Annotated in this window: 29 protein-coding genes and 1 tRNA gene; 5 read left to right on the forward strand and 25 right to left on the reverse strand. The window is 35.3% G+C overall.

Features of this window, described 5'->3' with window-relative positions:
- Positions 1 to 858 precede the first annotated feature (858 nt).
- Positions 859 to 1,722, forward strand: a complete 864-nt coding sequence (locus AAGD76_RS02210; protein WP_182320143.1) for an Rpn family recombination-promoting nuclease/putative transposase — start codon at positions 859 to 861, stop codon at positions 1,720 to 1,722.
- A gap of 370 nt (positions 1,723 to 2,092) precedes the next feature.
- Here AAGD76_RS02210 and AAGD76_RS02215 read toward each other — a convergent pair whose 3' ends face one another.
- The 8 genes from AAGD76_RS02215 to rpsD form a co-directional block, all read right to left on the reverse strand.
- Positions 2,093 to 3,208 carry an FtsW/RodA/SpoVE family cell cycle protein gene (locus tag AAGD76_RS02215; RefSeq protein WP_341820308.1) on the reverse strand — a complete coding sequence of 372 codons (1,116 nt, stop codon included), beginning with the start codon at positions 3,206 to 3,208 and terminating at the stop codon, positions 2,093 to 2,095.
- A complete protein-coding gene (gene ubiE / locus AAGD76_RS02220) occupies positions 3,205 to 3,921 on the reverse strand; it encodes a bifunctional demethylmenaquinone methyltransferase/2-methoxy-6-polyprenyl-1,4-benzoquinol methylase UbiE (RefSeq protein WP_174515751.1) in 717 nt (238 codons plus the stop codon). The genes AAGD76_RS02215 and ubiE overlap by 4 nt, the downstream gene beginning before the upstream one ends.
- A 60-nt stretch (positions 3,922 to 3,981) precedes the next feature.
- Positions 3,982 to 4,845, reverse strand: a complete 864-nt coding sequence (gene lipA, locus AAGD76_RS02225) for a lipoyl synthase (protein WP_010082514.1) — start codon at positions 4,843 to 4,845, stop codon at positions 3,982 to 3,984.
- Positions 4,838 to 5,152: a 50S ribosomal protein L28 gene (gene rpmB, locus AAGD76_RS02230; RefSeq protein ID WP_006279619.1), complete on the reverse strand. Its 315-nt coding sequence runs from the start codon at positions 5,150 to 5,152 to the stop codon at positions 4,838 to 4,840. The genes lipA and rpmB overlap by 8 nt, the downstream gene beginning before the upstream one ends.
- 37 nt (positions 5,153 to 5,189) lie before the next feature.
- Positions 5,190 to 5,531, reverse strand: coding sequence for a DUF721 domain-containing protein (locus tag AAGD76_RS02235; RefSeq protein WP_010082513.1), 342 nt, complete (start codon positions 5,529 to 5,531; stop codon positions 5,190 to 5,192).
- A gap of 446 nt (positions 5,532 to 5,977) precedes the next feature.
- Positions 5,978 to 6,178 (reverse strand): Fe-S cluster assembly protein IscX, encoded by a 201-nt coding sequence (iscX, locus tag AAGD76_RS02240; RefSeq protein WP_007552114.1) that lies wholly within the window; start codon positions 6,176 to 6,178, stop codon positions 5,978 to 5,980.
- A gap of 30 nt (positions 6,179 to 6,208) precedes the next feature.
- Positions 6,209 to 6,295: transfer RNA gene (locus AAGD76_RS02245), tRNA-Leu, on the reverse strand.
- Between the two features lie 9 nt (positions 6,296 to 6,304).
- Complete coding sequence (gene rpsD, locus AAGD76_RS02250) at positions 6,305 to 6,919, reverse strand: 30S ribosomal protein S4 (RefSeq protein WP_341820309.1); 615 nt, start codon at positions 6,917 to 6,919, stop codon at positions 6,305 to 6,307.
- Positions 6,920 to 7,024: 105 nt separating this feature from the next.
- On the opposite strand from rpsD, the gene tkt reads away from it, so the two are divergent.
- Entirely contained in the window at positions 7,025 to 9,085 is a 2,061-nt protein-coding gene (tkt, locus tag AAGD76_RS02255; protein WP_341820310.1) for a transketolase, read from the forward strand.
- Between the two features lie 195 nt (positions 9,086 to 9,280).
- Here tkt and AAGD76_RS02260 read toward each other — a convergent pair whose 3' ends face one another.
- The 4 genes from AAGD76_RS02260 to AAGD76_RS02275 all read right to left on the reverse strand — a co-directional run bounded on the left by AAGD76_RS02260 (position 9,281) and on the right by AAGD76_RS02275 (position 11,975).
- Entirely contained in the window at positions 9,281 to 9,463 is a 183-nt protein-coding gene (locus AAGD76_RS02260; protein WP_341820311.1) for a hypothetical protein, read from the reverse strand.
- Between the two features lie 7 nt (positions 9,464 to 9,470).
- Positions 9,471 to 10,427 carry an IS5 family transposase gene (locus tag AAGD76_RS02265; protein ID WP_209472359.1) on the reverse strand — a complete coding sequence of 319 codons (957 nt, stop codon included), beginning with the start codon at positions 10,425 to 10,427 and terminating at the stop codon, positions 9,471 to 9,473.
- 518 nt (positions 10,428 to 10,945) lie between these two features.
- Entirely contained in the window at positions 10,946 to 11,146 is a 201-nt protein-coding gene (locus tag AAGD76_RS02270) for a hypothetical protein (protein WP_341820312.1), read from the reverse strand.
- Positions 11,143 to 11,975, reverse strand: a protein-coding gene (locus AAGD76_RS02275) for an IS5-like element ISWpi1 family transposase (protein ID WP_341820157.1) whose coding sequence is annotated in 2 segments (ribosomal slippage) — positions 11,143 to 11,606 and positions 11,606 to 11,975 — 834 coding nt in all. Because the reading frame shifts where the segments join, the coding sequence is not laid out codon by codon here. The genes AAGD76_RS02270 and AAGD76_RS02275 overlap by 4 nt, the downstream gene beginning before the upstream one ends.
- A gap of 76 nt (positions 11,976 to 12,051) precedes the next feature.
- Here AAGD76_RS02275 and AAGD76_RS02280 point away from each other — a divergent pair.
- A complete protein-coding gene (locus AAGD76_RS02280; protein WP_341820313.1) occupies positions 12,052 to 14,214 on the forward strand; it encodes an ankyrin repeat domain-containing protein in 2,163 nt (720 codons plus the stop codon).
- Between the two features lie 342 nt (positions 14,215 to 14,556).
- Here the strand turns inward: AAGD76_RS02280 and AAGD76_RS02285 are convergent, their stop codons facing one another.
- The 5 genes from AAGD76_RS02285 to AAGD76_RS02300 all read right to left on the reverse strand — a co-directional run bounded on the left by AAGD76_RS02285 (position 14,557) and on the right by AAGD76_RS02300 (position 17,271).
- Positions 14,557 to 14,721, reverse strand: a complete 165-nt coding sequence (locus AAGD76_RS02285; protein ID WP_080717614.1) for an IS3 family transposase — start codon at positions 14,719 to 14,721, stop codon at positions 14,557 to 14,559.
- Complete coding sequence (locus AAGD76_RS02290) at positions 14,711 to 14,875, reverse strand: DDE-type integrase/transposase/recombinase (protein WP_156768661.1); 165 nt, start codon at positions 14,873 to 14,875, stop codon at positions 14,711 to 14,713. The genes AAGD76_RS02285 and AAGD76_RS02290 overlap by 11 nt, the downstream gene beginning before the upstream one ends.
- Positions 14,876 to 14,959: 84 nt before the next feature.
- Positions 14,960 to 15,313 carry an IS3 family transposase gene (locus AAGD76_RS06425; RefSeq protein WP_080717636.1) on the reverse strand — a complete coding sequence of 118 codons (354 nt, stop codon included), beginning with the start codon at positions 15,311 to 15,313 and terminating at the stop codon, positions 14,960 to 14,962.
- A gap of 31 nt (positions 15,314 to 15,344) precedes the next feature.
- Positions 15,345 to 15,608 carry a transposase gene (locus AAGD76_RS02295; RefSeq protein WP_010082386.1) on the reverse strand — a complete coding sequence of 88 codons (264 nt, stop codon included), beginning with the start codon at positions 15,606 to 15,608 and terminating at the stop codon, positions 15,345 to 15,347.
- Between the two features lie 142 nt (positions 15,609 to 15,750).
- Positions 15,751 to 17,271: an HlyD family type I secretion periplasmic adaptor subunit gene (locus AAGD76_RS02300; protein ID WP_174516815.1), complete on the reverse strand. Its 1,521-nt coding sequence runs from the start codon at positions 17,269 to 17,271 to the stop codon at positions 15,751 to 15,753.
- A gap of 266 nt (positions 17,272 to 17,537) precedes the next feature.
- Here AAGD76_RS02300 and fabG point away from each other — a divergent pair, with 266 nt between their 5' ends.
- Positions 17,538 to 18,272, forward strand: a complete 735-nt coding sequence (fabG, locus tag AAGD76_RS02305) for a 3-oxoacyl-[acyl-carrier-protein] reductase (protein ID WP_015589136.1) — start codon at positions 17,538 to 17,540, stop codon at positions 18,270 to 18,272.
- A 94-nt stretch (positions 18,273 to 18,366) separates the two neighbouring features.
- A complete protein-coding gene (locus AAGD76_RS02310) occupies positions 18,367 to 18,696 on the forward strand; it encodes a TrbC/VirB2 family protein (protein WP_155968336.1) in 330 nt (109 codons plus the stop codon).
- A 27-nt stretch (positions 18,697 to 18,723) separates the two neighbouring features.
- Here the strand turns inward: AAGD76_RS02310 and AAGD76_RS02315 are convergent, their stop codons facing one another.
- The 8 genes from AAGD76_RS02315 to AAGD76_RS02350 form a co-directional block, all read right to left on the reverse strand.
- On the reverse strand, positions 18,724 to 20,004 hold the full coding sequence (locus tag AAGD76_RS02315; protein ID WP_174515763.1) for a M48 family metalloprotease: 1,281 nt from the start codon (positions 20,002 to 20,004) through the stop codon (positions 18,724 to 18,726).
- A 71-nt stretch (positions 20,005 to 20,075) separates the two neighbouring features.
- Positions 20,076 to 20,720 (reverse strand): 3,4-dihydroxy-2-butanone-4-phosphate synthase, encoded by a 645-nt coding sequence (ribB, locus tag AAGD76_RS02320; protein WP_007549343.1) that lies wholly within the window; start codon positions 20,718 to 20,720, stop codon positions 20,076 to 20,078.
- 6 nt (positions 20,721 to 20,726) lie between these two features.
- Positions 20,727 to 21,221, reverse strand: coding sequence for a transcription elongation factor GreA (greA, locus tag AAGD76_RS02325; RefSeq protein WP_007549342.1), 495 nt, complete (start codon positions 21,219 to 21,221; stop codon positions 20,727 to 20,729).
- Between the two features lie 9 nt (positions 21,222 to 21,230).
- Positions 21,231 to 22,772, reverse strand: a complete 1,542-nt coding sequence (atpA, locus tag AAGD76_RS02330) for a F0F1 ATP synthase subunit alpha (RefSeq protein WP_182320407.1) — start codon at positions 22,770 to 22,772, stop codon at positions 21,231 to 21,233.
- Positions 22,769 to 23,329, reverse strand: a complete 561-nt coding sequence (gene atpH / locus AAGD76_RS02335) for an ATP synthase F1 subunit delta (RefSeq protein ID WP_010962742.1) — start codon at positions 23,327 to 23,329, stop codon at positions 22,769 to 22,771. Before atpH ends, atpA begins: the two co-directional genes overlap by 4 nt.
- A 41-nt stretch (positions 23,330 to 23,370) precedes the next feature.
- Positions 23,371 to 23,721 (reverse strand): YraN family protein, encoded by a 351-nt coding sequence (locus tag AAGD76_RS02340; RefSeq protein ID WP_012673177.1) that lies wholly within the window; start codon positions 23,719 to 23,721, stop codon positions 23,371 to 23,373.
- Positions 23,722 to 23,744: 23 nt separating this feature from the next.
- Positions 23,745 to 24,173: a 50S ribosomal protein L17 gene (gene rplQ, locus AAGD76_RS02345; RefSeq protein WP_007550873.1), complete on the reverse strand. Its 429-nt coding sequence runs from the start codon at positions 24,171 to 24,173 to the stop codon at positions 23,745 to 23,747.
- A 7-nt stretch (positions 24,174 to 24,180) separates the two neighbouring features.
- A complete protein-coding gene (locus AAGD76_RS02350) occupies positions 24,181 to 25,248 on the reverse strand; it encodes a DNA-directed RNA polymerase subunit alpha (RefSeq protein WP_012673178.1) in 1,068 nt (355 codons plus the stop codon).
- Positions 25,249 to 25,259 lie beyond the last annotated feature (11 nt).

Raw genomic sequence — 25,259 nt, forward strand, 5'->3', positions numbered from 1 at the left:
GTATGAAGCAATTTAGGTTCTGCAGCTGTTGTGATTTTAGTCCACCAAGAAAGGGTAGTAGCTCGCAGAAACAAAAAACTTACTTGACAAACTCCGCCAGCCCCCTTATCATGAAACTGAAGCTATTGTATTTGCTTTCGCCAATCTGCAGATTAAAAGGTAAGGATTACTTAATGTATCGGCGTCTTATGTTCAATTTTTTGCAGTATATAGATACTGTATGTCTTTACAAAACTTCATCTACATCTAGATTTTTATCTAAATAAGCTGAACGCGCTTATAAAGCGTTACAAGACATCAAAAAATGCCAATACTCGACAGAGATAGTAAAAGACTAGCTAACTCGGGGATTCTTTGTCTTTTTTTCTGCTTAGTAAATTTCTTAAACATTTGCAGCGTAGGTTAGTTGCAATTAAAAGCAGCTAAATCTTGCTTGTCAAGCGTTTAAAACATAAAAAACGCCAATATTTTAAAGCAGATAATAACCCTAGGGCTTCTTTTGCCTTTTTTTTCGTTTGGTAAATTTCTTAATATTTATGGCTAAACGACAACCGTCATCCCGCTACGTGTTAGCGGGATCTATGTTAAGGTATGACGGTTAAGTAAGGGATCTATGTTAAGAGATACCGCGGCGGTATGACGGTTCGTGGCGGCGTGACGATAAGCTCGTCATCCCGCTACGTGTTAGCGGGATCTCTTGTTAGCGCCGCGGCGGTATGACGGTTCGTGGCGGCGTGACGATAAGCTCGTCACGCCGCTACGTGTTAGCGCCGCGGCGGTATAGCTATACTTAAAAATATGGTTGAATAGTTGTTAATAATAGTGTATAATTATTAATCTTTTCTCAGTATTTTTACTATGGCTCTTTCTAAATTTCTCGATCCAAAGTTAGATTTAACATTTAAGAAAATCTTTGGCACTGAAAAAAATAAGAATATTCTTATCCATTTTTTAAACGATATTTTAGGATGTACTGAAGTCAACACTATACAAGAAGTAGAATTCTTAAGCACCATTATGGACCCTGAAATTGCTTCTGATAAACAAAGCATTGTTGATGTTCTTTGCAGGGATTCTAGTGGGAACAGGTATATAATTGAGATGCAGCTCACTCGTGATAAAGGCTTTGAAAAACGCGCACAACTTTATGCTGCTAAGGCTTACTCAAGACAAGCTGATAAATCTGGTAAATACGTTGATTTAAAGAAGATTTTCTTTATCGCGATTTCAAATTGTACCTTATTCCCTGATAAGCTTGACTATATATCTAGCCATACCATAAGAGATGAAAAAACCAATGAGCATGACTTAAAAGATTTTCAATTTATCTTCATAGAGCTGCCAAAATTTCCTAAGAGTAGAGAAGAACAACTAGAAAGTGTAGTAGACCGTTGGCTATTTTTTTTCAAATATGCAGATGAAACAACGGACGAAGATCTCAGAAAAATTGCGGAAAAATCACCAATAATAAAGCTAGCATATGATGAATTAGATAAGTTTCACTGGAATGAAAAAGATCTAGTAGCTTATGAAGAAAGAATAATGGATCTGCGCAAAGAAGAAGCCATTCTTGAATACAGACTTGATCTTGCTAAAGAGGAAGGTAGAAAAGAGAGGGAAATTGAAGTCGCAAAGAATCTACTTAAAGCAGGTGTTTCTTTTAATATTATAGCTCAAACTACTGGTCTTTCTATGAGTGAGATCAAAGAATTGCAGAATTAAGTGTGAATGGTTACGAAAAATATAAGTTTTTGCGATAAACGACATAGTGATGTATTTGTTGTTCAGCATGTCAGTGGAATATTTTCTGGTATCTGTTCAGATGCATGGCTAATGCTGAAACAAAAATTCCAGTGCTCCTTTTTTTGTCATCCCAGTCTGGGATCCAGATTGGGCACTAAGTTGGTAAACACGAAAGCGCTTTACAACGTTTTTGATGGAACTGTGCAAAAGGACTGGATACCAGTGTCAGCTACTTGCATGACACCCATTTGTTCCTATAGTTGCTTTTCTCGTCTACCTTATTTTGCCACTCATCTGAACAGATACCCATTTTGGAGGGATACCAATAATAGTTGTGAGCGGTACAAGTTTAGTCCATATACCTTCCAAGCATAACACGCTCACGAAACTTTAATGCGATAGCTTGGTTTCTACTGAAAGACAGCATTATGCCAAGTGCGATGCTCGAAGATAAAAGAGAAGAACCACCATAGCTAAGTAACGGCAGGGTTATGCCGGTGGTAGGAAAAACACTCAATGTTACCCCTATGTTTATTATGAATTGTGTGATGAATTGCATTGAGATACCGAGAATCACTAACAGATTAAATAATTCATTTTCCCTATATGCAACGTAAAGCAAGCGGGCGGAAATGATACCAAATAACATCAATGTGGCTAAGCACGCAATCAAACCAAATTCTTCTGCTAAAACAGAAAACACAAAATCTGTATGACAATCAGGAAGAGAGGCTTTTACGCTACCTTCACCAGGTCCAACTCCAGTTAATTGACCTCTTTTGAATGCTTCTAATGATTTTGTGACTTGAAAGTTATCGCGTTGCGTAAAAAAGACAAAATTGTAAATCCTTTGCTTTATATGTGGGAGGCATAAGTAAGCTATTGTAGTTCCAGTTGTGGCCATTCCTATTATGCATAGAAAGTATAAAAGTGGTATACATGCAATAAACATTTGACCAATAAAAGAATATGTTAAAAGCATAGACATACTGAAATCAGGTTGCAAAAGTAACAACACAAAAACTAACAGAAATATTATGATTGATATGTGTATTTTAAACTTCATTTCGCTGGCCAAGATACTAGCTATAACAACAGAAAAAAATGGCCTTACGAACTCAGATGGTTGAACTGAAATTTTGACAATATGTAACCATCGTTTCGCACCTTTTACCTCTATACCAAGTATTATCGCAGTTGCTACTAGAATAGTAAATAAAGCGAAACCTGCGAATGAGAGGTTAAGTATAGTTCTTGTGTTGAGAAAAGAAAATGTTACCAAGGTAATTAGTGACAGGACTATATAAATTGTGTGACGCCGTATAAAATAATCTTGTGGTAAAGAAAGACGCTGCGCAATTACAGGGCTTGCTGAATAAACAAGAATGAAGCTTATAGTGAGCAAAAAAAACACTGGAAGGATGAGATAATAATCCAGCGTTCTATACCAGAGTTTAATATTCATTTTGTTCCAATGTGTAATGCCACTATTCCATAGCTCATATTATGAAACTCAACATTCTTAAAGCCTACCTCTTCAATTTCCATTTTAAAATCAGCCTGAGTTGGAAATTCTCTGATGCTCTTCACTAAATATTCATAAGAACTCTTGTCTTTAGCAACTATGCTGCCAATTTTAGGAATTACTTTAAATGAATATAAGTCATAAAGTTTGGTAAATATCTCATTTTGATAGTGCATAGGGGCAAATTCTAAGCAGATAAATTTCCCATGTGGTTTTAATACCCTGTGCGCCTCATTTAAAGCCTTCTTGCGGTCAGAAACATTTCGAATGCCAAAAGCTATTGTGCAATAATCAAATTCGGAGTCTTCAAATGGTAAACTTTCTGCACTTGCACATACCCAATCAAAATTAATTTGGTTTGAATTTATAGCTTTATCACGTCCTCTGTTTAGCATGTTTTGATTTATATCGCATACTGTAACCTTAGCACTTGGCTCTTTTCTTACTACTCTTATTGCTATATCTCCAGTTCCTCCAGCAACATCTAAAACCTTAGAGTTTTTTGTAAAATGCACACTATTTACCATCTTATCCTTCCATAATCTGTGCATTCCGAGGCTCATTATATCATTCATGGTGTCGTAGCGACTTGCCACGGAATCGAATACCTCTTTAACTAATTGCGATTTCTTCTTGATTTTTATAGTAGACATTACGTAAAGTCGCTCAACTCCTTTATAATTAGTAAAAATTAATTTGAATTAACGCAAATGTCAACGACAAGCCTTGAGCCTGTTAAAATCTTCTTCAGCGTGGTATGATGACCGAGTTAGTGGGCTTGATGCAACCACTAGGAACCCTTTGGAGTAAGCGATATATTTATAATGCTCAAATTCCTCTGGGGTAACATACCTATCAAGTTTTGCATGTTTTGGAGTTGGTTGTAGATATTGACCAATTGTAATAAAATCAACCTCAGCACTGCGCAAATCGTCCATAACCTGCAGTATTTCCTCTTTTGTTTCTCCAAGACCAACCATAAGCCCTGACTTTGTGAAAACTTTAGGATTAATCTGCTTTACCATCTTCAGTAAATATAGTGAATGAAAATAGCGAGCTCGTGGTCTTATTTTTGCATACAATCTCGGCACTGTTTCAATATTGTGGTTATAGACATCAGGTGATGCAACAGCGATTGCTTCAAATGCTCCTTTCTTATTTAAAAAATCAGGAGTTAAAATCTCTATTGTTGTTTCTGAAGTTATCTTTCTAATTTCTTCTATGCACTGTATAAACTGATTTGCGCCACCATCTGGTAAATCATCACGATCAACAGAAGTAATGACAACATGTTTTAAGTTTAACTTTTTTATTGCTTTTGCTAAATTTTCTGGTTCATGAGGGTCTAGTTTATCAGGAATGCCAGTTGCAACGTTGCAAAATGCACAAGCACGAGTGCAAACAGAACCGAGAATCATCACAGTAGCATGACGTTTATTCCAACATTCGCCAATATTTGGACATGCAGCCTCTTCGCACACTGTATGCAAGTTATGCAGTTTAACGATGTTTAAGGTTTCATTGAATACTTCACCGGTCGGAGCTTTTGCTCTGAGCCATTGAGGTTTGCTATGCATCTGAAACTGCTAACTCTACCTCTTGCTTTACTAAAACTTTTTTCAACCTTCTTTTTATCTTCTGCGCTTTCTCACTTAGTTTAATCGTTCTTGTGTTGAGCAAAAAAGCATCTAAATCACCTTTGTAATCTATAGTTCTCAAAGTTCTTGTTGCCACACGAAATCTAAACTTTTTATTCAATATATCACTTGTCAACGTAACCTTATGTAAATTTAAAAGAAAGGTACGCTTTGTTTTACGATTTGAATGTGATACCTTATTACCAAAAGATTTTTTTCTATTTGTTAATTCACAAACTCTACTCACTTCAATATACCAAATTATTCTATGTACTTAGATTACCTTATATAGTCAAATAGTCAATACTCTCTTGCTTAATTTTTATACCATATACTGCTTTATAGCCAAAAAATATCGTAATTTTTTCTATTATAAGAGAAATCATATGCTGAATTTCCAATGCTTTGCTGCCATTTGTTACTACCAGATGCAACACACCCGAATTTATATTCTGTGCATATGAGATCTTTTTCGGTTTTGTACACTCTGCTATTTCTTTCCCTACTATATTTCGCCAGTTTAAAATAAGACGTATTTCATTTTTGCTAATTTTATTTTTCATGCATTTTAATGCATAGTTTTCAATTATAGACTTTAATTTTTTTGGACCGCTACGTTTGAGCATTTTTCTGTTTTTTTAGTAGGTAGATAATATAAAAGTATACATATAACTTGAGATTTTGTCATTACTGCTACATGTTTGTGAGATACCGTGACGGTATGACCATAATCGTCACTCCGGAACGCATATTGCATAGTCGTCATTCCGCGGCGTGTTCGCGGAATCTAGCTCTGGTCACGCTACTTAGATGACAACCTTCTAACTGCTTTACAAAGGCTCTACCCTCTGGCCTCACACCGTAAAAGCAGTATTTTTATGCAAAACTTATCTCAACGTAGCACTTGTCAAGATCGTTCCATTCAAAAATTTTTGTTTTGCCTCATAATTAACCTTATAGCTGTTTTAATTGCAATTGGTTAAATTATTATTAACTTGCCAGGCTAGATCCAAAAAATAGCATAATCAATATGCAAATTGTAATAGAAATCACGTTTGCGTATGGTTTATTGCTATGCGGTTAATCTTTCCTCAATCCAAGCTGCTTGAATAGCTTCGAGTATTTTTTCGTTACAGCGTTTTTCATCATCATCAAATTCCTCTAAACTCAAGACCTTTTTTTTAAGCTCAGTGAATCTGATACTAATTATATTCTCATTTGGAAATTTTTCCTCCAGAGCTTCCACAATATCTTCTATATCAAGCCATTTCATACTTTTTTGTATTTATCTGCTAAGTTAAATTGGTGCCCATGGGGAGACTTGAACTCCCAAGGTCGCAAAACCCACGGATTTTAAGTCCGCTGCGTCTACCGATTCCGCCACACGGGCTTTTTTTATCTATCTAGAGTAAAACTCTACTACTAAATTGACTTCCATGTCTGCTGAATAAGGAACCTCAGAATATTGAGGTGACCTCAAATACTTCACTGAATGCTCTTTATTATCTGCTTCTAAATAATCCGGAGCCTTGCGCTCTTGTTTTTGTTCAGCCTCTACTACTACAGGGATTTTTGCTGCCCTTTCTCTTATTTTTATTATATCACCTGGCTTCACTCGATAACTCGATATGTTAACCACCTTATCATTAACTGTAACGTGCTTGTGAGATATGAGCTGCTTTGCTGAGTAAATTGTTGGAACAAGACCAGAGTGGTATAAAACAGAACTTAATCTCGATTCTAAGATACCGATAAAATTATCAGCCGTATAACCCTTTCTGTTATAAGCATCTAAAAATGTACGTCTGAGCTGCTTACTTGAAATCGCGTAGTAAAACTTAAATTTCTTATGCGCAGCAAACTGCTTACCAAAGTCGGATAACTTCTTGAATCCAAGAATACCATGTTGACCTGGAGGGTATTTCCTTTTGTTTACTGGGTCTTTAGCTCTACCCCATAAATTTACACCAAGTCTACGGCTAATCCTATACTTTCTAGTGATAACAGTTGTCATATAAAAACTCTCACGATTCAACTCTAGATTATTAAGGATTTTAGCACTCAGTGTCAACTTGTTTTTGCTGGTATAATCTTTTATACTTTATTTTTAAGTTTTTCTATGAATCATCTACCTTTGGAATCTATGGCAAACGCCATCCGTTTTTTATCAATTAATGCAGTACAAAAAGCAAACTCTGGACACCCAGGTATGCCACTTGGCATGGCAGATGTTGCAACTGTTTTGTTTGCTAAATATCTGAATCATAATCCTGATGATTCTAAATGGTTCAATAGAGATCGCTTTGTTTTATCAAACGGTCATGGGTCAATGTTACTATACTCAATATTATATTTGACAGGTTATATTAGCATAGATGAGCTAAAAAACTTCAGACAAATGGGATCCAAGACCCCAGGTCATCCAGAGTTCGGCTTGACTTCCGGGGTAGAGGCAACAACAGGCCCGCTCGGTCAGGGGTTTGCCGCTGCTGTTGGCATGGCACTTGCTGAATCGATACTTGAAAAGCAGTTTAGAATCAATCACTACACTTATGTGATGCTAGGGGATGGCTGTCTTATGGAAGGAATAAGCCATGAAGCAGCATCACTTGCTGGGCATCTTAAATTGAATAAGCTTATAGCTCTTTTTGATGATAATGATATTTCTATAGATGGCGCTACTTGCCTTTCCTGTTCTGACGATGTAGAGAAACGCTTCTTAGCGTATGGATGGAATGTTGACAAAATTGATGGCCATGATTTTGATGCCATATCCCTTGCAATAGAGCAAGCAAAAAAGTCTGATAAACCTACAATGATCTGCTGCAAAACTATTATCGGAAAATTTTCAAGCCGTGCTGGCACATCCTCTGCTCACAGTGGTGCTTTTTCGGAGGAAGACATAAAACAGATGAGAGAGAAATTAAACTGGAATTATGAACCATTCCATGTACCAGAAGATGTGAAAAATGCCTGGAAGAAAACTGTTGAGAGAGCAAAACAAAACTACACGATGTCATTCCAGCGCGTGACCAGGAAAGAAGAAAAAGAATGGATCCCAGTGTCAAGCACTGGGATGACAAGAGAGAGTACTGGGATGACAAAAGAGAATGCTGGGATGACAGGGTATCATGCAGAACTTCAAAGACGGTTAGATAAACATCTACCAGATAATATCGCTGGTGTTTTAGCTGACCTGAAGAAACAAATATGTGAGCTAATGCCAAACGAAGCTACTCGATCTTCTTTCGGCAGAGTAATGGAACTTTTAACTGAGTCTATGCCGGAATTAATCGGCGGTTCTGCTGATCTTACCGGGTCAAATTGCACTAAATATGAGCACATGCAGGTAATAAATAGCAATAATTATAGTGGCTCTTATGTCCACTATGGAGTGAGAGAGCACGCTATGGCAGCATGTATGAATGGTATGGCACTTCACGGCGCGATTCTTCCTTATGGCGGCACTTTTTTGGTATTTTCCGACTATTGTCGTCCTGCTATACGTCTTTCAGCTCTGATGAAGCAGCAGGTTATGTATGTCATGACTCACGACTCAATTGGAGTGGGAGAAGATGGCCCAACTCATCAGCCAATAGAGCATTTAGCCTCTTTGCGTGCTATACCAAATCTATATGTTTTTAGGCCAGCCGATGCAGTTGAAACTCTGGAGTGTGTTAGCATTGCACTCGAAAAGAAAGAATCTCCAGCACTGTTTGCGCTCTCAAGGCAAAACGTAAGTTACATGCGCAAGTTCTACTCTGATATCGATCAATCTGCTAATTTATCGAAGTTTGGTGCATATATTTTGTGTGAATGTTCAAAAGAATTAAAAGTGACGATATTTGCTACGGGGTCCGAGGTTGAAATTGCAGTTGAAGCAAGGGAGAAATTGCAGGAAAAGGGTATAGGTACAAGGATTGTTTCTATGCCATGCTGGAGGCTTTTTGACGAGCAAAGCGATGAATATAAAGCGGCAATATTAAATAATGACAGCATTAAAGTTGCAATTGAAGCCGGAAGTGAAATGGGTTGGCATAAATACATAGGTTCAAACGGTATATTTATTGGCATGAAAAGCTTCGGAGAATCAGCACCTTATAAAACACTTTATGAGCATTTTAATATCAACGCTGATCATGTGGTAAAATGTGTGTGTGAGAAGTTAGGTTGCATTTAGTAAACCTCTTGCATAACCATATGAAAGCCCACTCTTCTTTGTCATTCCAGCGCGTGACGTTATTTCCATCCAAGATGGTGTCATTCCAGTGCTCCTTTTTTTGTCATCCCAGTGCGTGACACTGGGATCTAGCCTTTATTATTTGGTTGAAATTAAGTCTTCTGGATCCCAATGTCAGCTACTTTCATGACATCATCATAAAGTAAAATGAGATCCCAGTGTCACGCACTGGGATAACAGGAGAAGGAGGCTACTTAGAGAGGATGTCATTCCAGCACTTGACACTGGAATCCAGTTTTCCATCCAAGACGGTGTCATCCCAGTGCTTGACACTGGGATGGCTTTGTTGCATCGCTCTTCGGATAGTAGGTAACGCACAATAAATTTATGAAGCTATCTCAAATTTAGCCATACCAATATCAGTGAACTTATTGAGCAAATAGCATTTAACAAGTAGTTCCTTCTCTCTATTTGTCTCAGATTTATTCCTAAAACTAAACCCGAATGTTTGTTTCAGTCGCGAGAAAAAACTTTCTATATAAGATCTTTTTCCATAACTCATCTCTTTTTTCCACTTCTTTATACTATCTTCATCATATGACTTTATGAGCTTGACTGCAGAATTTCTCTCAGCCATATAGTCTAACTTTGGATGCTCTGCTGCGTTGTTTTTCGGAGGAATTTTCGTTTTTATACCATATTGATTACACAGCTTATAGAGCTTTTCTCTGTCATATGCCCTATCTGCATATAGTACTTTTATGACATACTGAAAATCGACTTCTTTTAGCAAATCACAAGCTCCATAGTGATCAGAGTAGACACCGTTACTGTATTTTACAGCTATGGCTTTTTTGCTGTTTGTATTCAACATTACATGCAATTTTCTTGTCTGTTCATAGCTGCGATACTTTCTATCTTCGCTATTTTCTTTGCTATGACCAGGAGTGTTGTTGTATATACTAATTCCTGTACTGTCTATAGCAATTTCGATATCTTCCATATTATTTTTATCAATTCTGCAATCATTGATCTTAATATTGAGTTTCTTAAACCTTCTTGATGATTGTGAATAGCTGATAACTTGCAAATTTTTCCCAATTTGCTCAAGGTATCCTGCTATAAACCCAACTGTTTGCCTCAGGCCTATTCTAAATAAACAAGTTATTATGTGCACCAAAATTACAACTTTATCGCTATAAATATTGTTGCCACCTGGTATTTTTGGACCATTCTCGTACCACTTTTCTATGGCTTCGTTGATATAATGAAAAATATTTCCTCTTTTTTCTAGAAATTTGTTATATTCGCTATGGTTACTGACCCTCATTTTTTGTGGCATATTTTTTCTTTCAAGGTTAAATGGCTATTTTATAATGAATTTTGTCAGTAGCCACCAGATTTTTTCAGTTGCTATGCAACAAAGCCCACTGGAATCCAGGAAACTTAACTTTACACCAGGTAATAAGAACTGGATCCCAGTGGGCTTTGTTGCATCGCTACTTATGAAAGGCTAACTATAGTTAGGATTATAAGCAACCTATTGAAAATCTTGTTTTTTTGCAATCAATCTGATCAAATTTAAGAATAGTAATTTGTTATTTATATTAATAAATTTAATTCTATTGAAAATAGCTAAAGCATTGAAATTCTTGAATTTTAGCCGGATTGGTAAATGGTAGTGAAATTTCTTTTACTCAAATTTAGGTATTCATTGACCGTTCTTGTTATAAATACCAGAATAATAAGCTACTGATATTCCCTATCTTTTTTATCTTTAATCCATCATAGCTAGCGATGCAACAAAGCCATCCCAGTGTCAAGCACTGGGATGACACCTTTTCCGGTAGAAGATCACTATCAAATCACATTGCTCTGGTCATTATGATCACCATTATTTTGTTCAACTGATTGATCGACCCCAGGTGAAGAAGAATCATCATAAGGTTGTGTGTCAGACTTTTCTTCGTCAGACCCAAACAACCATGAAAAAAAACCACCAAAAAATGATGCAATTAATGAAAAAGGCTTCAGAGGTTGTCCGGAAACTAGTAAATTCAAGCATATTCCCTCTTTAACATAACCCTACTCATAGCTAGGTATATGAAATTCTCAGTGGATGTTGTGAGTAAATCATACTCCTTCGATAGCCTTCTATTCCTATTAACCCAAGCAAAAGTCCTTTCTACAACCCATCTTCTTGGCTGTACTTTAAACCCTTGTTCTCTTGTTGGTAGTAGCTCAGGTGGCGTATCTTTGTGCACCCAAAATCTACATGGAGGCCTTTTAACAATTTCAATATCTATGTCATATTCTTCCTTTATGTGATTCTTTAAATTTCTTCCTTGGTATCCCATGTCAGCCCACATTTTTTTAACTTTAGTATATTTTGTTCTCATATTGTTTAACGCTATTTTAATACCATCTCTATCATTTTCGTTAGCAGCACCTACGTAACAACCTAGTATAAAACCCTGAGTGTCTGTAATTATATGCCTTTTTCTACTCTTTACTTTTTTACTTCCATCATAGCCTTTGATCCCCCCTTTTCTGTAGTCTTTACAGATTGACTATCTACTATACAGGCACTCGGCTGCTCATTCCTTCCTATTTTTCTTCTACTATATTTTGTAATTTCATAATTCATTTTCTCAAAAATTCCCTGCTTCTTCCATTGCCTGAACTGCTCATACACAGTCTTCCATAGCGGAAAATCATTTGGTAAATACCGCCATTGACACCCTGTACGCAATACATAGAAAATTGCTTCTAATATTTCTCTTTTGCTATACTTTGGCGGCCTTCCTCCTTTCTTGTATGATACTCTGAAGTGTTTTTCTATTCTTGCCCATTCCCTTTCGCTTAGATCTGTTGGATACTTTTTTCTCATCTTTACCCCGTACTAAAATTTCAGATATTATAGCCTTTTACTTGTTTCCGGACAACCTCTAATAGATAAAAAGGGGTTGACGCCATTATTTCTTGCTGCCGAAAATGGTCATAAAGAAGCAGTATGTGCTTTAATGGAAAAGGGAGTAGATTTTTTATTGGGAAATAAAAATAGAATCCTAAAGTACTTAGAAAAACTAACCAAAAGTGATAATTTAAAACAGTTTCGAAAAGAGCAAAGGGATGATGAATATGAATCACTTAAATACTCATTGCTATGTCGTGATGATCATTCTTTAGTTGATATTGTTGGAGGAGATATATTCAATAGCTTAATGCATATACGGCTTGCTGGCATATCTGGTCTAACACCAAGTCAAAGAGAATTAAATAAAGAATTATTCAGTATCCTCCAAGCATACCTTTCTTTTAGTGATGAAGGTGATTATAATGAACATGGTTATATTGTGAGACTTAGAAATTTTTTACAAGACAATGGAGATAATCAAGATCTAGAAAAAGTCCTTAATCTTAGAAGAGGAGAATCTAAATTAACAGTATTACACATAATATCAAGTATAGCTGGGGTAGAAAAAGAATATGACGATTCTGTAGCTTTACTTTTGAAGGCAGGAGCTAACCCTAATGTAAAGGATGATAGAGGAAAGACACCCTTGCATTATGCTACTGGACCTAATAGTATAGCTTCTCTTATGGAAAAAGGAACTAATCTTAATGAGCAGGATAATGAAGGAAAAACACCCTTACATTGTATTGCAAGCACTGATTACAATGATCTCATCTCTTCACTTCTGGATAGTGGAGCTAGATCTGATATATGTGATAAACAAGGAAAGACCCCACTAGACATAGCAATTGATAATTGTAACTACTATGCTGAAGGTTATCTTTTAACTGAGGATCACAAAAGGTTGCAGCAAGAATTAGACTGTATTCTTGGTGGTGTTGACAAAGATAACCCTTCTTCTCTAAGTAAAGGTCTTACTGTATTAGAAAAGTTTTTGAATGAACGCAAGGGTACTCAAGACTTAAAGAGAGTTTTAAGCCTTCATAACAATAAAGGGAAGTTACGAATCTTTCAATATATCAGAGATGTTTTTCATAATGATGAAACTTGTTGTAAAGAAGCAGAAAGATTGTTGCTGGCAGCAGGAATAAAAGATTTCAAAGGGTTAGATAGTGAAAAGCATCTGCTTAAATCTAGGACTCTATGGGATAATTTAATACTAGACCAGCAGGCAAAGTTAGAAGTGTTTTTAGATGAAGTAGGTAAAGCGCAAGACATGAATCAATTAGAACAAGTTGTAAACGAAGCTATAAAGTCTGGAATAAGGTTTAATTTTCCTCATCAAGGAAAGATGTATGAAGATAAGTATAACTTTATGGATTGTGTGATGAAAAGAATAAAAGAGATTAGTGAATTAGAAAAGAACTCCAAGGTTGCTAGTGATATAATATGTAAATTAGTATCAAAAGGAGCGGTGTGGTATGTTGTAGATAGTATGTATGTGCTCAATACACTGGAATTAGAATTTGAAGATCATGAAACTAATATGATAAAAGCTCATGGAAGTTGTGCAAATCTTACTCTCAAGTTTATGGAAGTTGTTAGAGGTGCAACTAATGGTAAGTTAAAAGATGCAAAAATGGACAACTCTACTTTCTACTTAGAGTATTCAGAGGATAGCATAATAGATGTCGCAAAGATAACAGATGGGGCAAGGAGCTTAGGGTTAACTCAAGGAAAAATAGAATACGGAAGAGATATAGTAAAGATCGGTAAAAGTGAGGTAGAAATTATAACGGAAAATGGCATAAGGCATTACACTAATCTTGCAGACAATAGTAATATAGTGTTAACTTTCTCTACTAGTTTAGGAGAATTAGAAGTTAATTTGTACCCTGACAAGCAAGATAAAATAATAGTAGAAGTTAGTAACAAAAAGGAAATACTGGAAAAGTTCAAAAATTGTAAAGAAGAAATAGGAAAGAATTGTTTGCTTGGTGGGCGCTTAGTTTACGATGCTATTAAACAGGGATATTTTGAAAGGTCTGGAAAACTTTGTCAATCCCTTGAAACAATTAGTCTATCTAAAAAAGTTTCAGAAGGAGTCAAAGCAGCGGTAAAAGGTTTAAAGTGTGGTGATATAGTGAGCTCTCCATCCAGTAATATATTTCCTCCAAAAGCGGTTACGCAGGAAGGTAAAACAAGAGCATGAACTCAAAGTTGCTTGGGGTCAAGTTTTGAGTATTTTACTAAAATAGCTTTAACATTTTTTTTGGGAATGTTTTAAATCCTATGGTGATGTTAAGTTAACAGCTTAAGGAGTTTTCTAAGTCAATTATCTTATTAAAAAAAATTACTTGACACTTATGGTTTTTTGGACATAGTCTTTTATATTAGATTCAAAGAAGACTGAATAGGTTGCTCCACACTTTCTACTTTCTCGAGCTTGGTGTTGGGCTTAAAGGTATTGACCTTACCCAGAAAAAGTGGAGAGAAAGTTTGGAATGTTTTTCACAAAGAGAATGATGAATCAAAATGCTCAGGAATGCAATAGTTAATAGTGACGTTGTTTGTTATAAAAAATTTCTATGTATTCAAATATTGCAGTTCTAGTTTGTTGAGCAGAGTGTTGTGAAGTATCAATAAGTATTTCTCTTTTCAATGAGCTAAAGAAGCTTTCCACAACAGAATTGTCGTAACAACAACCTTTATGACTCATCTATGTTTTTTATGGATAAGAGATATTGATAACCTTGCGAAGTATATTGTGAACCTTGATCACTATGTAATAGTAGATTTTTGGCAGGTTTACGCTTGTTAACGGCCATTAATAAAGAGTCCATAACCAATTGTTTATTTATTGAACTGCTCATTAACTACCATGCGTGAATATAGATCGATTATTGTTGCCAAATATAGCCATCCTTCTTTGGTTTTTATATAAGTAATCCCATACTTTATTTGGTTGATCGACAATAAAGTTTTGGTCTAATATATTGGGAGCTACTGTCCGTTTGTTGTTTCTTAATTTTAAATTTTCTTCTCAATATAGCCTGAATACCATTTTTCTGCATAATACTTTGCACTGTTTTTAAGTTGCAACTTTTACCCAAAGCCTTCAATTCAGCATGAATTTTAGGAGCTCCATATCTACATTTAGAAACTTGATATATTTTTTGAATAGCTGCGAGTAGCTCTTTATTTGCTGATTCTCTACTGCTTATTTTTCTTGTGGTCCACTTATAGTAGCCACTAGCAGAAAATCCTACATAATTCCTGTACTTTATAGCAGTTACTATATAAAAAAATATTTTACTCTTTTTGACTGGCCAGGGCTTTTTTTTAAATGTCTCTTTCCCTTGTTACTCTTGCTAACTCTCTTTGTAAATCAAACCTCTCTTTGTCGTAAGGAGCCATGTTACCTCTACCTGGAAATGCATCTGCTGCCGACTTTTTTTCGTTGTGTTTCTTTATCCATTTTCCTAATAAACCACCCTTTATTCCTAAATCCTTTGCTATTTTTGTAATTGTTTGACCTGCCTTTCTTTGTTCATTTGCCAGCTTAACAGCTTCCAATTTGAATTCTGCCGTATATTCTCTTGCCATTTCTAATCCTCCAAAATTTTATTTTACCCGAAAAAACTCCTTTCTTTCTCTCCACTTTTTCTGGGTAAGGTCAAGAAGCCTATTGTCTAATTATGTACCTAAATTTTATTACGGCACTTTCACTACTACTTTAACGAGTGAGCTACCTTTCTATAAAAGACCTATCGACTGTTGCAATTATAGGCGTAAACAAGAATGATAAAAGAGTACGAGATTGAGTAACTATGTACACTTCTGCTGGCATACCAGGGTATAGGTATACGTTTTTAAACTGAGCAAGCTCTGGTTTTGGTATCACTACACGTACTGAATAATAACGCCCTAGCCTTGGATCATCAAGGGCATCGGGAGAAATATTGCTTACTATACCATTAATTAAACTTAAACGACGTGCACTGTAAGCACTTAAACGAACTTTAACCTTTAGCCCTTCTAGCCCATCAATAGAGACTATGTTGCTATCTTTCTTTTGTGCTGACAGTATCTCTTCTATGTTTCTGGTCTGAATTTTAGCATCTATTATTAGGTCATCATCCGATGGCACTACGCTCATGATCGGAACTCCAGATTGTATAACACCACCTTCAGTATGGTATCTTATATCTGTGACTATCCCATCTTGAGGCGATTTAATTATTGTACGTGCTAATGAATCTTCAGCAACCATCAGTCTCTCTTTCAAGTCTGCAATAGACGTACTAACTTCCTTAAGTTCAGCGTTTGCTCTTTCTTGAGAATCATTTCTCACGTTTATAATTTCTAATTCGTTCTCTCCAATTTTTTGCTGCACTTGAGATATTGCAGAACGGTAATGTCCAACTCTGCCTTCAATTTCAGCAAACTGCTTTTCTAAAGCTAAAATGTGTGGTTTGCTTATATGGCCACTATCAAGTAATTGTCTTTTTGTTTCCAACTCCTCAGTTATCAAGTCATATTGCTTATGAGCTGCATTTAGTTGAAAGTTTAGCCCCGCTAATTCATCATTTAACTGCTTTATACGTTGTTGCAGTATGTCTGTTTTTCCCAATATGCTCTTTCTCTGAGAGTTGAACAACTTTACTTGATTCTTTATCGCTTTATTTACAAGTTCATCGTGAGATAATTTTTTAACCTCATCAGGAAACTCGAGCGTGTCCAAATCTACTCTGATTGCAAGAAGCCTTGCTTCTGTTGCTAAAAATGATAAGAGCTTCTCTTTGATGATACTTAAATTCGCCTTCTCGTTAACATCACTCAACAAAACTAGAGGCTCATCTTTTTTAACTGCTTGACCCTCTTTTACTAAAATTTTGCTTATTATTCCTCCGCCCAAGTGTTGAACTATTTTTCTATTTGAAGATACAATAACTTCTCCACTTGCATGCACCGCACCGTCAATTGGAGCTATAGCCGACCAAATACCACCTATCCCAAAAAAGATGAGTATTACTACCAGACCAAAAAATAGTGGTCCCCATGTTACTTTCAGGACTTCATTTACGTTATTACTTTCGCGTTTTAAAATAAAATTTATCACTGCATCAATCAATGCAAACGTCTTATCCAAAAATTTTGGGTACTTCTTCTTTTTATTTTTTGCTCCTTGCATATTTATATTATCACCATGGCCAATCAAGCCTGTCAAAGAAAATCCAGCGCTAAGCTTTTTTAACTTACTTATCATAATACTACTGTGAATTTGTGTTAACTCAAGATAACACACAAAAACAAAGAATCTATAATTTAAGCATTCCATTTAGACTGTAGAGCACCAGAATAAACTATTTAGTAACAATTCCTGCATCAACTATGTTTTTAAAATTTTTTGACGTTTAACTTTATTATAACTTTTTCTTTATTTTGTGAATATCTGAGTTACTTATATTATGTAAGAAATCTATTGCCAACTAGTCAATATTCTGTTAGGAATTAAGATAATATAAAGTTATTATGCTTAAATTGGAAAGCAGAAAGTTCCTGATTACTGGCGCATCAGGCGGAATAGGGCAAGCAATTGTAAAAATTATGCACAAAGCCGGAGCAACTTTATGTATTTCTGGCACAAAAAAAGAAGTGCTCGAAGAAGTTGCTAAACAATATGAAAAAAACATGCATGTACTCCCTTGTGATTTATCAAATGCTGAGGAAGTAAATCAACTAATAAATAGAGCAAGTGAGCTGATGGAAGGCTTTGACGGGCTCGTATGCAATGCGGGTATTACGCGAGACAGTTTATTATTGAGAATGACAGATGAAGCATGGCAAAAAGTAATTGATATTAACTTGAGCTCTACATTTAAGCTGAGTAGAGAAGCATGCAGAAAACTAATTAAGAATAATTGGGGAAGAATTATAAATATTTCCTCAATAATAGGGCTGACAGGAAACGCCGGGCAAGCAAATTATGCGGCGTCTAAAGCTGGAATAATAGCTATGAGCAAATCCATAGCAAAAGAAGTTGCAAGTCGTAATATAACAGTAAATTGTATTGCTCCTGGGTTTATAGATACTAAAATGACTGAAGTTTTAAATGAAGGACAAAAGGGAAAAATATTAGATAATATTCCAATGAAAAGAATGGGAACAGGGGAAGAAATAGCAGCAGGGGTCTTGTTTTTAGCAAGTGATGAAGCAAAATATATAACAGGGCATGTGCTCAATATTAATGGTGGGTTATTTATGTAGCAACACTTATGTATGGACAAATTATAATTTTTACTTTAAAATAAAAAATGTGTAGGTTTAGGTTTAGGTTAATTTATTACTTAGAGGCAAAAAAATGAGCTCTATAATGGAATTTTTTAGTGTTTTTTGCGTAGTATTGCTTTTCTCTTTCTCAGGTTATGCAGCTGACCCTGATATGGATGACACAACTAAAGTAATATGCAATATTATTGGTTATGTTTGGGGGATAGGCGGTCCACTTATGACGGTAGTAATAATTGGTGCAGCTTTGCTTGCAATATTTGGCAGGATGCCGTGGCCAGCCCTCTTTGCTCTTGGCATGTTCTGTGGTGTATTTTTTGGCGCTAAAACTATCATAACGAAAATTATGCCCAACGTAAGCGATGAAGCAAAAACTATGTTGGAAAAGTGTGGACAAAAATAATCCAAAAAGTGCAGAAATGCTTTTTTGTTATCCATTAAACCGCTTCATATCTTCAACTTGCAACAAATAAGGGCTATCTTTTGGTAAAGTTTTAACAGCTAGCTCAGCATATTTTGTAAATTGCTTTAAATCACCTTCAATACAAGCCTTTTTTGTCAAGGCAAAATAATGCATTGCCGTATCAGCTTCACATTTATATGCAATGCTTAAATACTTCCAGACAAAAGCGTTATCTGGTTCTACATTCAAAATCTGCTCCAGGTAAAAAATCGCCTTTTTTGCATCACCGTGTAATAATAAAGTATGAGATAATGCAAGTTTCACTAAATAACTGTTTTTCTCAGATAAATACCTAAGCGATTCCTCATACATTTTTATTGCTTCACTTAAATTTCCGGCCTTGTATAGCATTTCTGCTTTTAATTCATATAGGTATGGGTCATTGCGTGACTCTTGAATCAATGAATTAACTTTAGCAATAGCCTCTTCTATCTTTCCTTGCCTATAGCAAACTATAGCATTTACATACTCAGAATTATTTTCATATTTATTAGATAACACATGAATAGGAGCAAAGAAAGAGTCTAGCTTGGCAACCACACGCTCAAACTTTAGTAACTTATCCGCAAAAATTGGTTTTACGTTGTTTTTAACCTTATAATTTTGTACAGCAAATATACGTTTCTCACTAAGCGGGTGAGTGCGGAAATATTCCTCGGTGTTCTCATGCTCAATACTTTTAAAATAATCAAAAATCTCTTTCATACCTGAATTATCATAGCCAGATTCATCAAGATACCTTAAAGCATAGCTATCTGCTACACTTTCTTGCTCTTGAGAATAGTTAAAAAATAGCCTTGAACTAAACGCTACACCACTAAGCAAAATTGCACCAGCAACCTGAGGGTTAATGATAATACTAGAAACTAATCCTACCATATAACTAATCATTGCTATCGATTGAAAATAACCCATAGCACTACTCATTTGCAATATATGACCAGCAGATATGTGAGCAATCTCATGTGCTAATATACCAAGCAGGACATAAGGTTTAGCCGAATATTGTAAAAGTCCTAAATGAATGAAAATACTGTTATTGTTAATTACAAAAGCATTAATCGAATTGTCATTAATTATAAAAACTTTTATTTGCTCATGATCAATATCCGCAGCAGAAAATAAAGGTTGCGCTAGCTCTTTCACTATTGCTTCCACTTCACTATCTCTAATAATGTTAATAGAGTAAGCATTATTACAATATGCAAAAAAGAACAATAAGGTCAAAAACTTAGCAACTCTAAACATGAAAATTCTGTGCTTGTATAATTTATAGAAATTCTATATTTTAACACTTAAATTATACAAATTTATAAACGCTAGTTTAAATTTTTAACGTAACTGATAAGTTTGTCGATGGTAGTTAACTTAATTTTATGTTGTTCAGCAAATTTAAGTAACTGAGGTAAGCGCATCATAGAGCCATCATCATTCACTAATTCACAAATAACTGCTGAATGATCAAACCCTACTAACTTCGCCATTTCAACACTCGCTTCAGTATGACCAGCACGTTGTGCCACCCCACCTTTATGTGCAATTACAGGAAAAACATGACCTGGAGTTATGATGTCATCCTGAGTACCATCCTTGTTGATAGCAGCATGTATAGTTTTCGTTCTATCCTCTGCTGAAACACCGGTTGTAATGCCATAACGTGCATCAATTGATGTAGTAAATGCGGTATGATTTTCACCAATATTTTTCTTTTCCATGAAATTAAGGCCCAACCTTTTCATGTGAAATTTAGTCATTGCTAAGCAAACAACCCCTGTACCGTACCTAACCATAAAAGCCATATGTTCCGGCTTTATTTTCTCAGCTAAGACAATCAAATCGCCTTCATTTTCTCTATTTTCATCATCAACTAAAATGAATAATTTACCGGAACGAGCATCCTCTAATACATCTTCCACAGAAGAAATACCTGGTAGACTCATTGAAGCATAAGTGGCCTGTACCATAATAATTTACTTAAATTCAATCTTAACTATTTTATACAATTTCTCTCCATTTGGCACTGTCACTTCCACATATTCACCGACTTTTTTGCCGATTAAGGCACTCCCAAGTGGTGAACTAGTAGATATTAACTGCTTTGAAACATCAGCTTCATATTCGCCTACAACCTTATAAACATATTCCACTTCACCGTTATTATCACTTAACATGCTTAATGTCACAGTTGCACCAAACATTACTGAATCACCAGACAAATTTTTTACTTCTATTACTTCCGCATGTGAGAGCTTACTTTCTATCTCCATTATACGGCCTTCAATAAAACCTAACCTTTCCCGTGCTGCATGATACTCTGCGTTTTCAGACAAATCACCTTGATCACGAGCATCAGAAATAGCCTGTATCACAGAAGGTTTTTCTTCCTTTAATTTTTCAAGTTCGGCTTGCATATTCTCAAAACCTTCCCTCGTCATAGGAAATTTATTAATAATGGATGAAGCCATAATCACCACCTAAACGCAATTAAATTGAGTAACGAAATTACTCACAATGTTAAAAATATCACCTTTTATATCATCACTCATGTCATTTGACAACTTTTTTAAAACCCCAGGGTGTACAGTATGAAAATAATTAATAAGATCATGTTCAAATTTATTAATGTAACTTATTTGTATTTTACTTAACTGATTATATAGGTTAGAAAAAATATACATCAGCACTACTTGCTCTTCTATTGACATAGGTAAATGTTGTTTTTGCTTTAATAACTCGACAAGATATTTACCCTTATTCAAGGATAATTGAACACTAGCATCAAGATCAGAACCAAATTTTGCGAAATCTTCTAATTCTCTATACTGAGCTAAGCTTAGCTTTATAGAACCAGCAACTTTCTTCACAGACTTTAGTTGTGCAGCAGAACCAACCCGTGAAACTGACAAACCTATATTTACTGCAGGTCGAAATCCTTTATAAAATAATTCAGACTCAAGAAAGATCTGCCCATCGGTAATTGAAATAACATTTGTTGGCACATATGCAGATACATCACCAGCTTGAGTTTCGACAATTGGCAAAGCAGTTAAAGAACCCTGCCCTTTTTTATCAGACATTTTAGCAGCTCTTTCAAGCAAGCGAGAATGTACATAGAATATATCTCCAGGGTAAGCTTCACGACCAGGAGGACGTCTGAGCAATAAAGACATCTGCCTATATGCCACAGCATGCTTAGATAAATCATCATATATAATCAAACAATGCATTCCATTGTCACGGAAAAATTCCCCAATAGTGCAACCAGCATAAGGTGCTAAAAATTGCATAGGCGCGCAGTCAGATGCACTAGCCACAACTACAGTTGTATACTCTAATGCTCCGCTTTCTTTCAGCTTATTTACCACTTTTGCTACTGTTGAAATTTTTTGCCCAATAGCAACATAAACACAGTAAACTTTTTGATTTTCGTTTACCTCATCGTTAATCTTCTTCTGATTGATAATAGTATCAAGCGCAATAGTAGTTTTACCAATTTGTCTATCACCAATAATTAATTCACGCTGCCCTCTACCTATTGGAATTAGCAAATCTATAATTTTAATTCCTGTTTGCAGTGGCTCATGCACAGACTTACGATCAATAATGCCTGGCGCTTTAGATTCTATATCCATTCTGTTTTTGGCTCTAATTTCCCCACCGTCGTCCATAGGATGGCCCAACGCATTTACAACTCTCCCTAATAATTCATGCCCTACAGGCACCTGCACAACATCACCACTACATTTTACAACGTCCCCTTCTTTCACATCACGGTCATTACCAAGCACAACTATTCCAGCCGTATTATGATCTAAATCGAGAACTATTCCTTCTACACCACTTGCAAAAAATACCTTTTCACCGAATTTTGCTTTTTCCAGCCCATAAACCAATGCGATACCATCTGTTACTGAAATTACTTCACCTATATTTTCCCGCTTTATAGGATTATCAAACGTCTCAACCTTTTCTCTTATTATACTTGCTATCTCAGAAACATTCATACTGTTCTTCATACAAAATTCCTTACTTTTAATATTTCCATTTTACTTAAGTCAACTAACCTATCCAAGTAACTTTTTAGCGAAGCATCGATCAAATTAAAACCATACCTAACTACGAAGCCACCTAGTATAGAAGGGTCAACCACATTGCTTACTTTTATTATTTTACCAAGAAAGCTCAAAGATTCAGTAATTATTTTTATATCAGATTCCTTTAAAGTTTCTGCTGACTTTATAGTAATTTCGAATTCATTTTCATTTTCTCTTGCAAGACTTAAGAATTTTTCTAATATAAGGATCAATAAACTAGAGCGTTTATTTGCAAATATAACCATAATAAATTTTACTAAATTCTCACTCAAGTGCTCATTTATAGAAAGCATCACTTCTTTTTTGTGTGCAAAAGAAATCATAGGATGAGATAGGTACACAAAAACATCACGTTGATCCTTAAAAAAAGCCAACAAAAATTCTACTTCTTTCCTTATAATACCTAACCTGCTTCCTGAGACATGAAATAGCACTCTAGCGTAAGATGAAACTAAATTATTGTATTGGGTCTTTTTCATATTAAATCCAGTAAATCTAAATTAATTCAGCTACAAATCTTTCATTCTTCAATCCAAGCATTTTTTATATAAACAGGTCTTCTCTTTAAGGAAAGAAAATATAAATCATATCTGACTGAATAATCTAAAAAACTAAGGTTTTTACTTAAGAAATACTTAGAAGAATTTATAATAGACTGACATTGAAGATGAGATATCGGTATTTCTTTTCCAAGTAAACTTGTTTTAACTTCTATAAAAATCAGCTCCTTTTTTTTAGATACAATTAAGTCAATTTCACCGAACTTACAACGGTAACGGCGTTTTATAACATTATACCATTTCAGTTTTAAATATACTAAAACTAATAACTCGCCAAAGTAACCTACAAAGTAGCGTAACCTACTTACCACAAGAAGAACAATTATGATAACAATTAACTTTGTGTAACTACTTTGCCTCCTTCTTTATTTTTACTATAAACCTTACCTCTTGCTGCAATATCCCTATCAACCAGTTCTATCACTGCCATTGAAGCGCAATCACCCTTTCGAGTGCTAAATTTTATTATTCTAGAATACCCACCTTTACGATCTTGATAACGGCTGGCTAAGACGTTTAATAACTTATCAACTGCTAACTTACTATTATGAAGGCGTGAAAGCAAAAGTCTTCTACCATGTAAAGTATTCTTATTCTTAGCAATTGTAATAAACTTTTCGACATATGGACGAAGTTCCTTAGCTTTTGGTAAAGTAGTTACAATCTGCTCATGGTTAATTAATGAGATAGATAGATTCTTTAACGTCGATAATCTATGTTCAGTACAACGAGATAGTTTACGTTTTTTTATTCCATGTTTCATATATCACCTAATCTTCATCAGTATGTTGTTTAGCCAACTCATCTATATCCTTAGGTGGCCAGTTTAGCACATTCATACCCAAAGACAAGCCAAAATTAGTCAAAACTGCCTTAATCTCATTCAAAGACTTTCTGCCAAAATTAGCAGTTCTTAACATTTCACCTTCTGTCTTTTGTACAAGATCACCTATATAAGTGATGTTTTCGTTTTTCAGACAGTTATGAGACCTGACAGATAATTCCATTTCATCTACCTTACGCAATAAGACAGGGTCATAACCCAAATCTTTAGCACCACTAGACGAAGAAACCTGCGATTTTTTATAACTTACATCAGAACTAATAAAGGGCTGAAGTTGCTCCTGTAATATTCTTGCAGCAGAGTCAACAGCTTGACTCGGAGAAATTGTACCATCAGTTTCAATTGACAATATCAGCTTATCCTTATCAGTCACTTGGCCAACACGACTGTTCTCTACCCTGTACGAAACCCTGTTGACAGGGCTATACAAAGCATTAACTGGAATAAAACCAATTAAATCCTGTTCACTCATAAGCTTCAAAAGTTCATTTTCTTTATATTTAGTTACAGGAAGATAACCTTTTCCGCTAGCCACATATATGGTCATGTTAAGCTCCACATTTTGCCCCAGCGTACATATTAACAAATCTTTATTAACAATAGAGCATTGATCATCAGTTTCTATCATCCCAGCTAATACCTGGCAAGGCCCTTTAGCGTTTAAATTTAAGCATTTATTAGAAGCACCATTTAATTTACACCTCAACATACCCATATTTAATACTATATCAGTTACGTCTTCTCTCACCCCTTGAATTGAAGTGAACTCATGAGTTACACCTTCAATTTTTATTCCATAAACAGCACTACCTTTAAGAGAAGATAACATTACACGTCTTAATGCATTGCCTAATGTTAAAGCAAAACCACTTTCCAACGGTTCTAGCACTATATCACTTTTTTCACTTGAATCATCTGATATTACCTTAACTGAACTAGGTTTAATCAATTTATCTAAATTGCTACAGAGAGAAACATCATTATTATAATACATAAAACAACCTT

The organism is Wolbachia endosymbiont (group A) of Cydia strobilella, from assembly GCF_964026745.1.
GTDB lineage: Bacteria > Pseudomonadota > Alphaproteobacteria > Rickettsiales > Anaplasmataceae > Wolbachia > Wolbachia pipientis.

Bases quoted from the DNA above. Each gene is read 5' to 3' on its own strand.
- AAGD76_RS02210 (WP_182320143.1), top strand. From the start codon at position 859: ATGGCTCTTTCTAAATTTCTCGATCCAAAGTTAGATTTAACATTTAAG.
- AAGD76_RS02215 (WP_341820308.1), bottom strand. From the start codon at position 3,208: ATGAATATTAAACTCTGGTATAGAACGCTGGATTATTATCTCATCCTT.
- ubiE (WP_174515751.1), bottom strand. From the start codon at position 3,921: ATGTCTACTATAAAAATCAAGAAGAAATCGCAATTAGTTAAAGAGGTA.
- lipA (WP_010082514.1), bottom strand. From the start codon at position 4,845: ATGCATAGCAAACCTCAATGGCTCAGAGCAAAAGCTCCGACCGGTGAA.
- AAGD76_RS02235 (WP_010082513.1), bottom strand. From the start codon at position 5,531: ATGCTCAAACGTAGCGGTCCAAAAAAATTAAAGTCTATAATTGAAAAC.
- iscX (WP_007552114.1), bottom strand. From the start codon at position 6,178: ATGAAATGGCTTGATATAGAAGATATTGTGGAAGCTCTGGAGGAAAAA.
- rpsD (WP_341820309.1), bottom strand. From the start codon at position 6,919: ATGACAACTGTTATCACTAGAAAGTATAGGATTAGCCGTAGACTTGGT.
- tkt (WP_341820310.1), top strand. From the start codon at position 7,025: ATGAATCATCTACCTTTGGAATCTATGGCAAACGCCATCCGTTTTTTA.
- AAGD76_RS02265 (WP_209472359.1), bottom strand. From the start codon at position 10,427: ATGCCACAAAAAATGAGGGTCAGTAACCATAGCGAATATAACAAATTT.
- AAGD76_RS02285 (WP_080717614.1), bottom strand. From the start codon at position 14,721: ATGAGTCATAAAGGTTGTTGTTACGACAATTCTGTTGTGGAAAGCTTC.
- AAGD76_RS02290 (WP_156768661.1), bottom strand. From the start codon at position 14,875: ATGAGCAGTTCAATAAATAAACAATTGGTTATGGACTCTTTATTAATG.
- AAGD76_RS02295 (WP_010082386.1), bottom strand. From the start codon at position 15,608: ATGGCAAGAGAATATACGGCAGAATTCAAATTGGAAGCTGTTAAGCTG.
- AAGD76_RS02300 (WP_174516815.1), bottom strand. From the start codon at position 17,271: ATGATAAGTAAGTTAAAAAAGCTTAGCGCTGGATTTTCTTTGACAGGC.
- fabG (WP_015589136.1), top strand. From the start codon at position 17,538: ATGCTTAAATTGGAAAGCAGAAAGTTCCTGATTACTGGCGCATCAGGC.
- AAGD76_RS02310 (WP_155968336.1), top strand. From the start codon at position 18,367: ATGAGCTCTATAATGGAATTTTTTAGTGTTTTTTGCGTAGTATTGCTT.
- AAGD76_RS02315 (WP_174515763.1), bottom strand. From the start codon at position 20,004: ATGTTTAGAGTTGCTAAGTTTTTGACCTTATTGTTCTTTTTTGCATAT.
- ribB (WP_007549343.1), bottom strand. From the start codon at position 20,720: ATGGTACAGGCCACTTATGCTTCAATGAGTCTACCAGGTATTTCTTCT.
- greA (WP_007549342.1), bottom strand. From the start codon at position 21,221: ATGGCTTCATCCATTATTAATAAATTTCCTATGACGAGGGAAGGTTTT.
- atpA (WP_182320407.1), bottom strand. From the start codon at position 22,772: ATGAAGAACAGTATGAATGTTTCTGAGATAGCAAGTATAATAAGAGAA.
- atpH (WP_010962742.1), bottom strand. From the start codon at position 23,329: ATGAAAAAGACCCAATACAATAATTTAGTTTCATCTTACGCTAGAGTG.
- rplQ (WP_007550873.1), bottom strand. From the start codon at position 24,173: ATGAAACATGGAATAAAAAAACGTAAACTATCTCGTTGTACTGAACAT.
- AAGD76_RS02350 (WP_012673178.1), bottom strand. From the start codon at position 25,248: ATGTATTATAATAATGATGTTTCTCTCTGTAGCAATTTAGATAAATTG.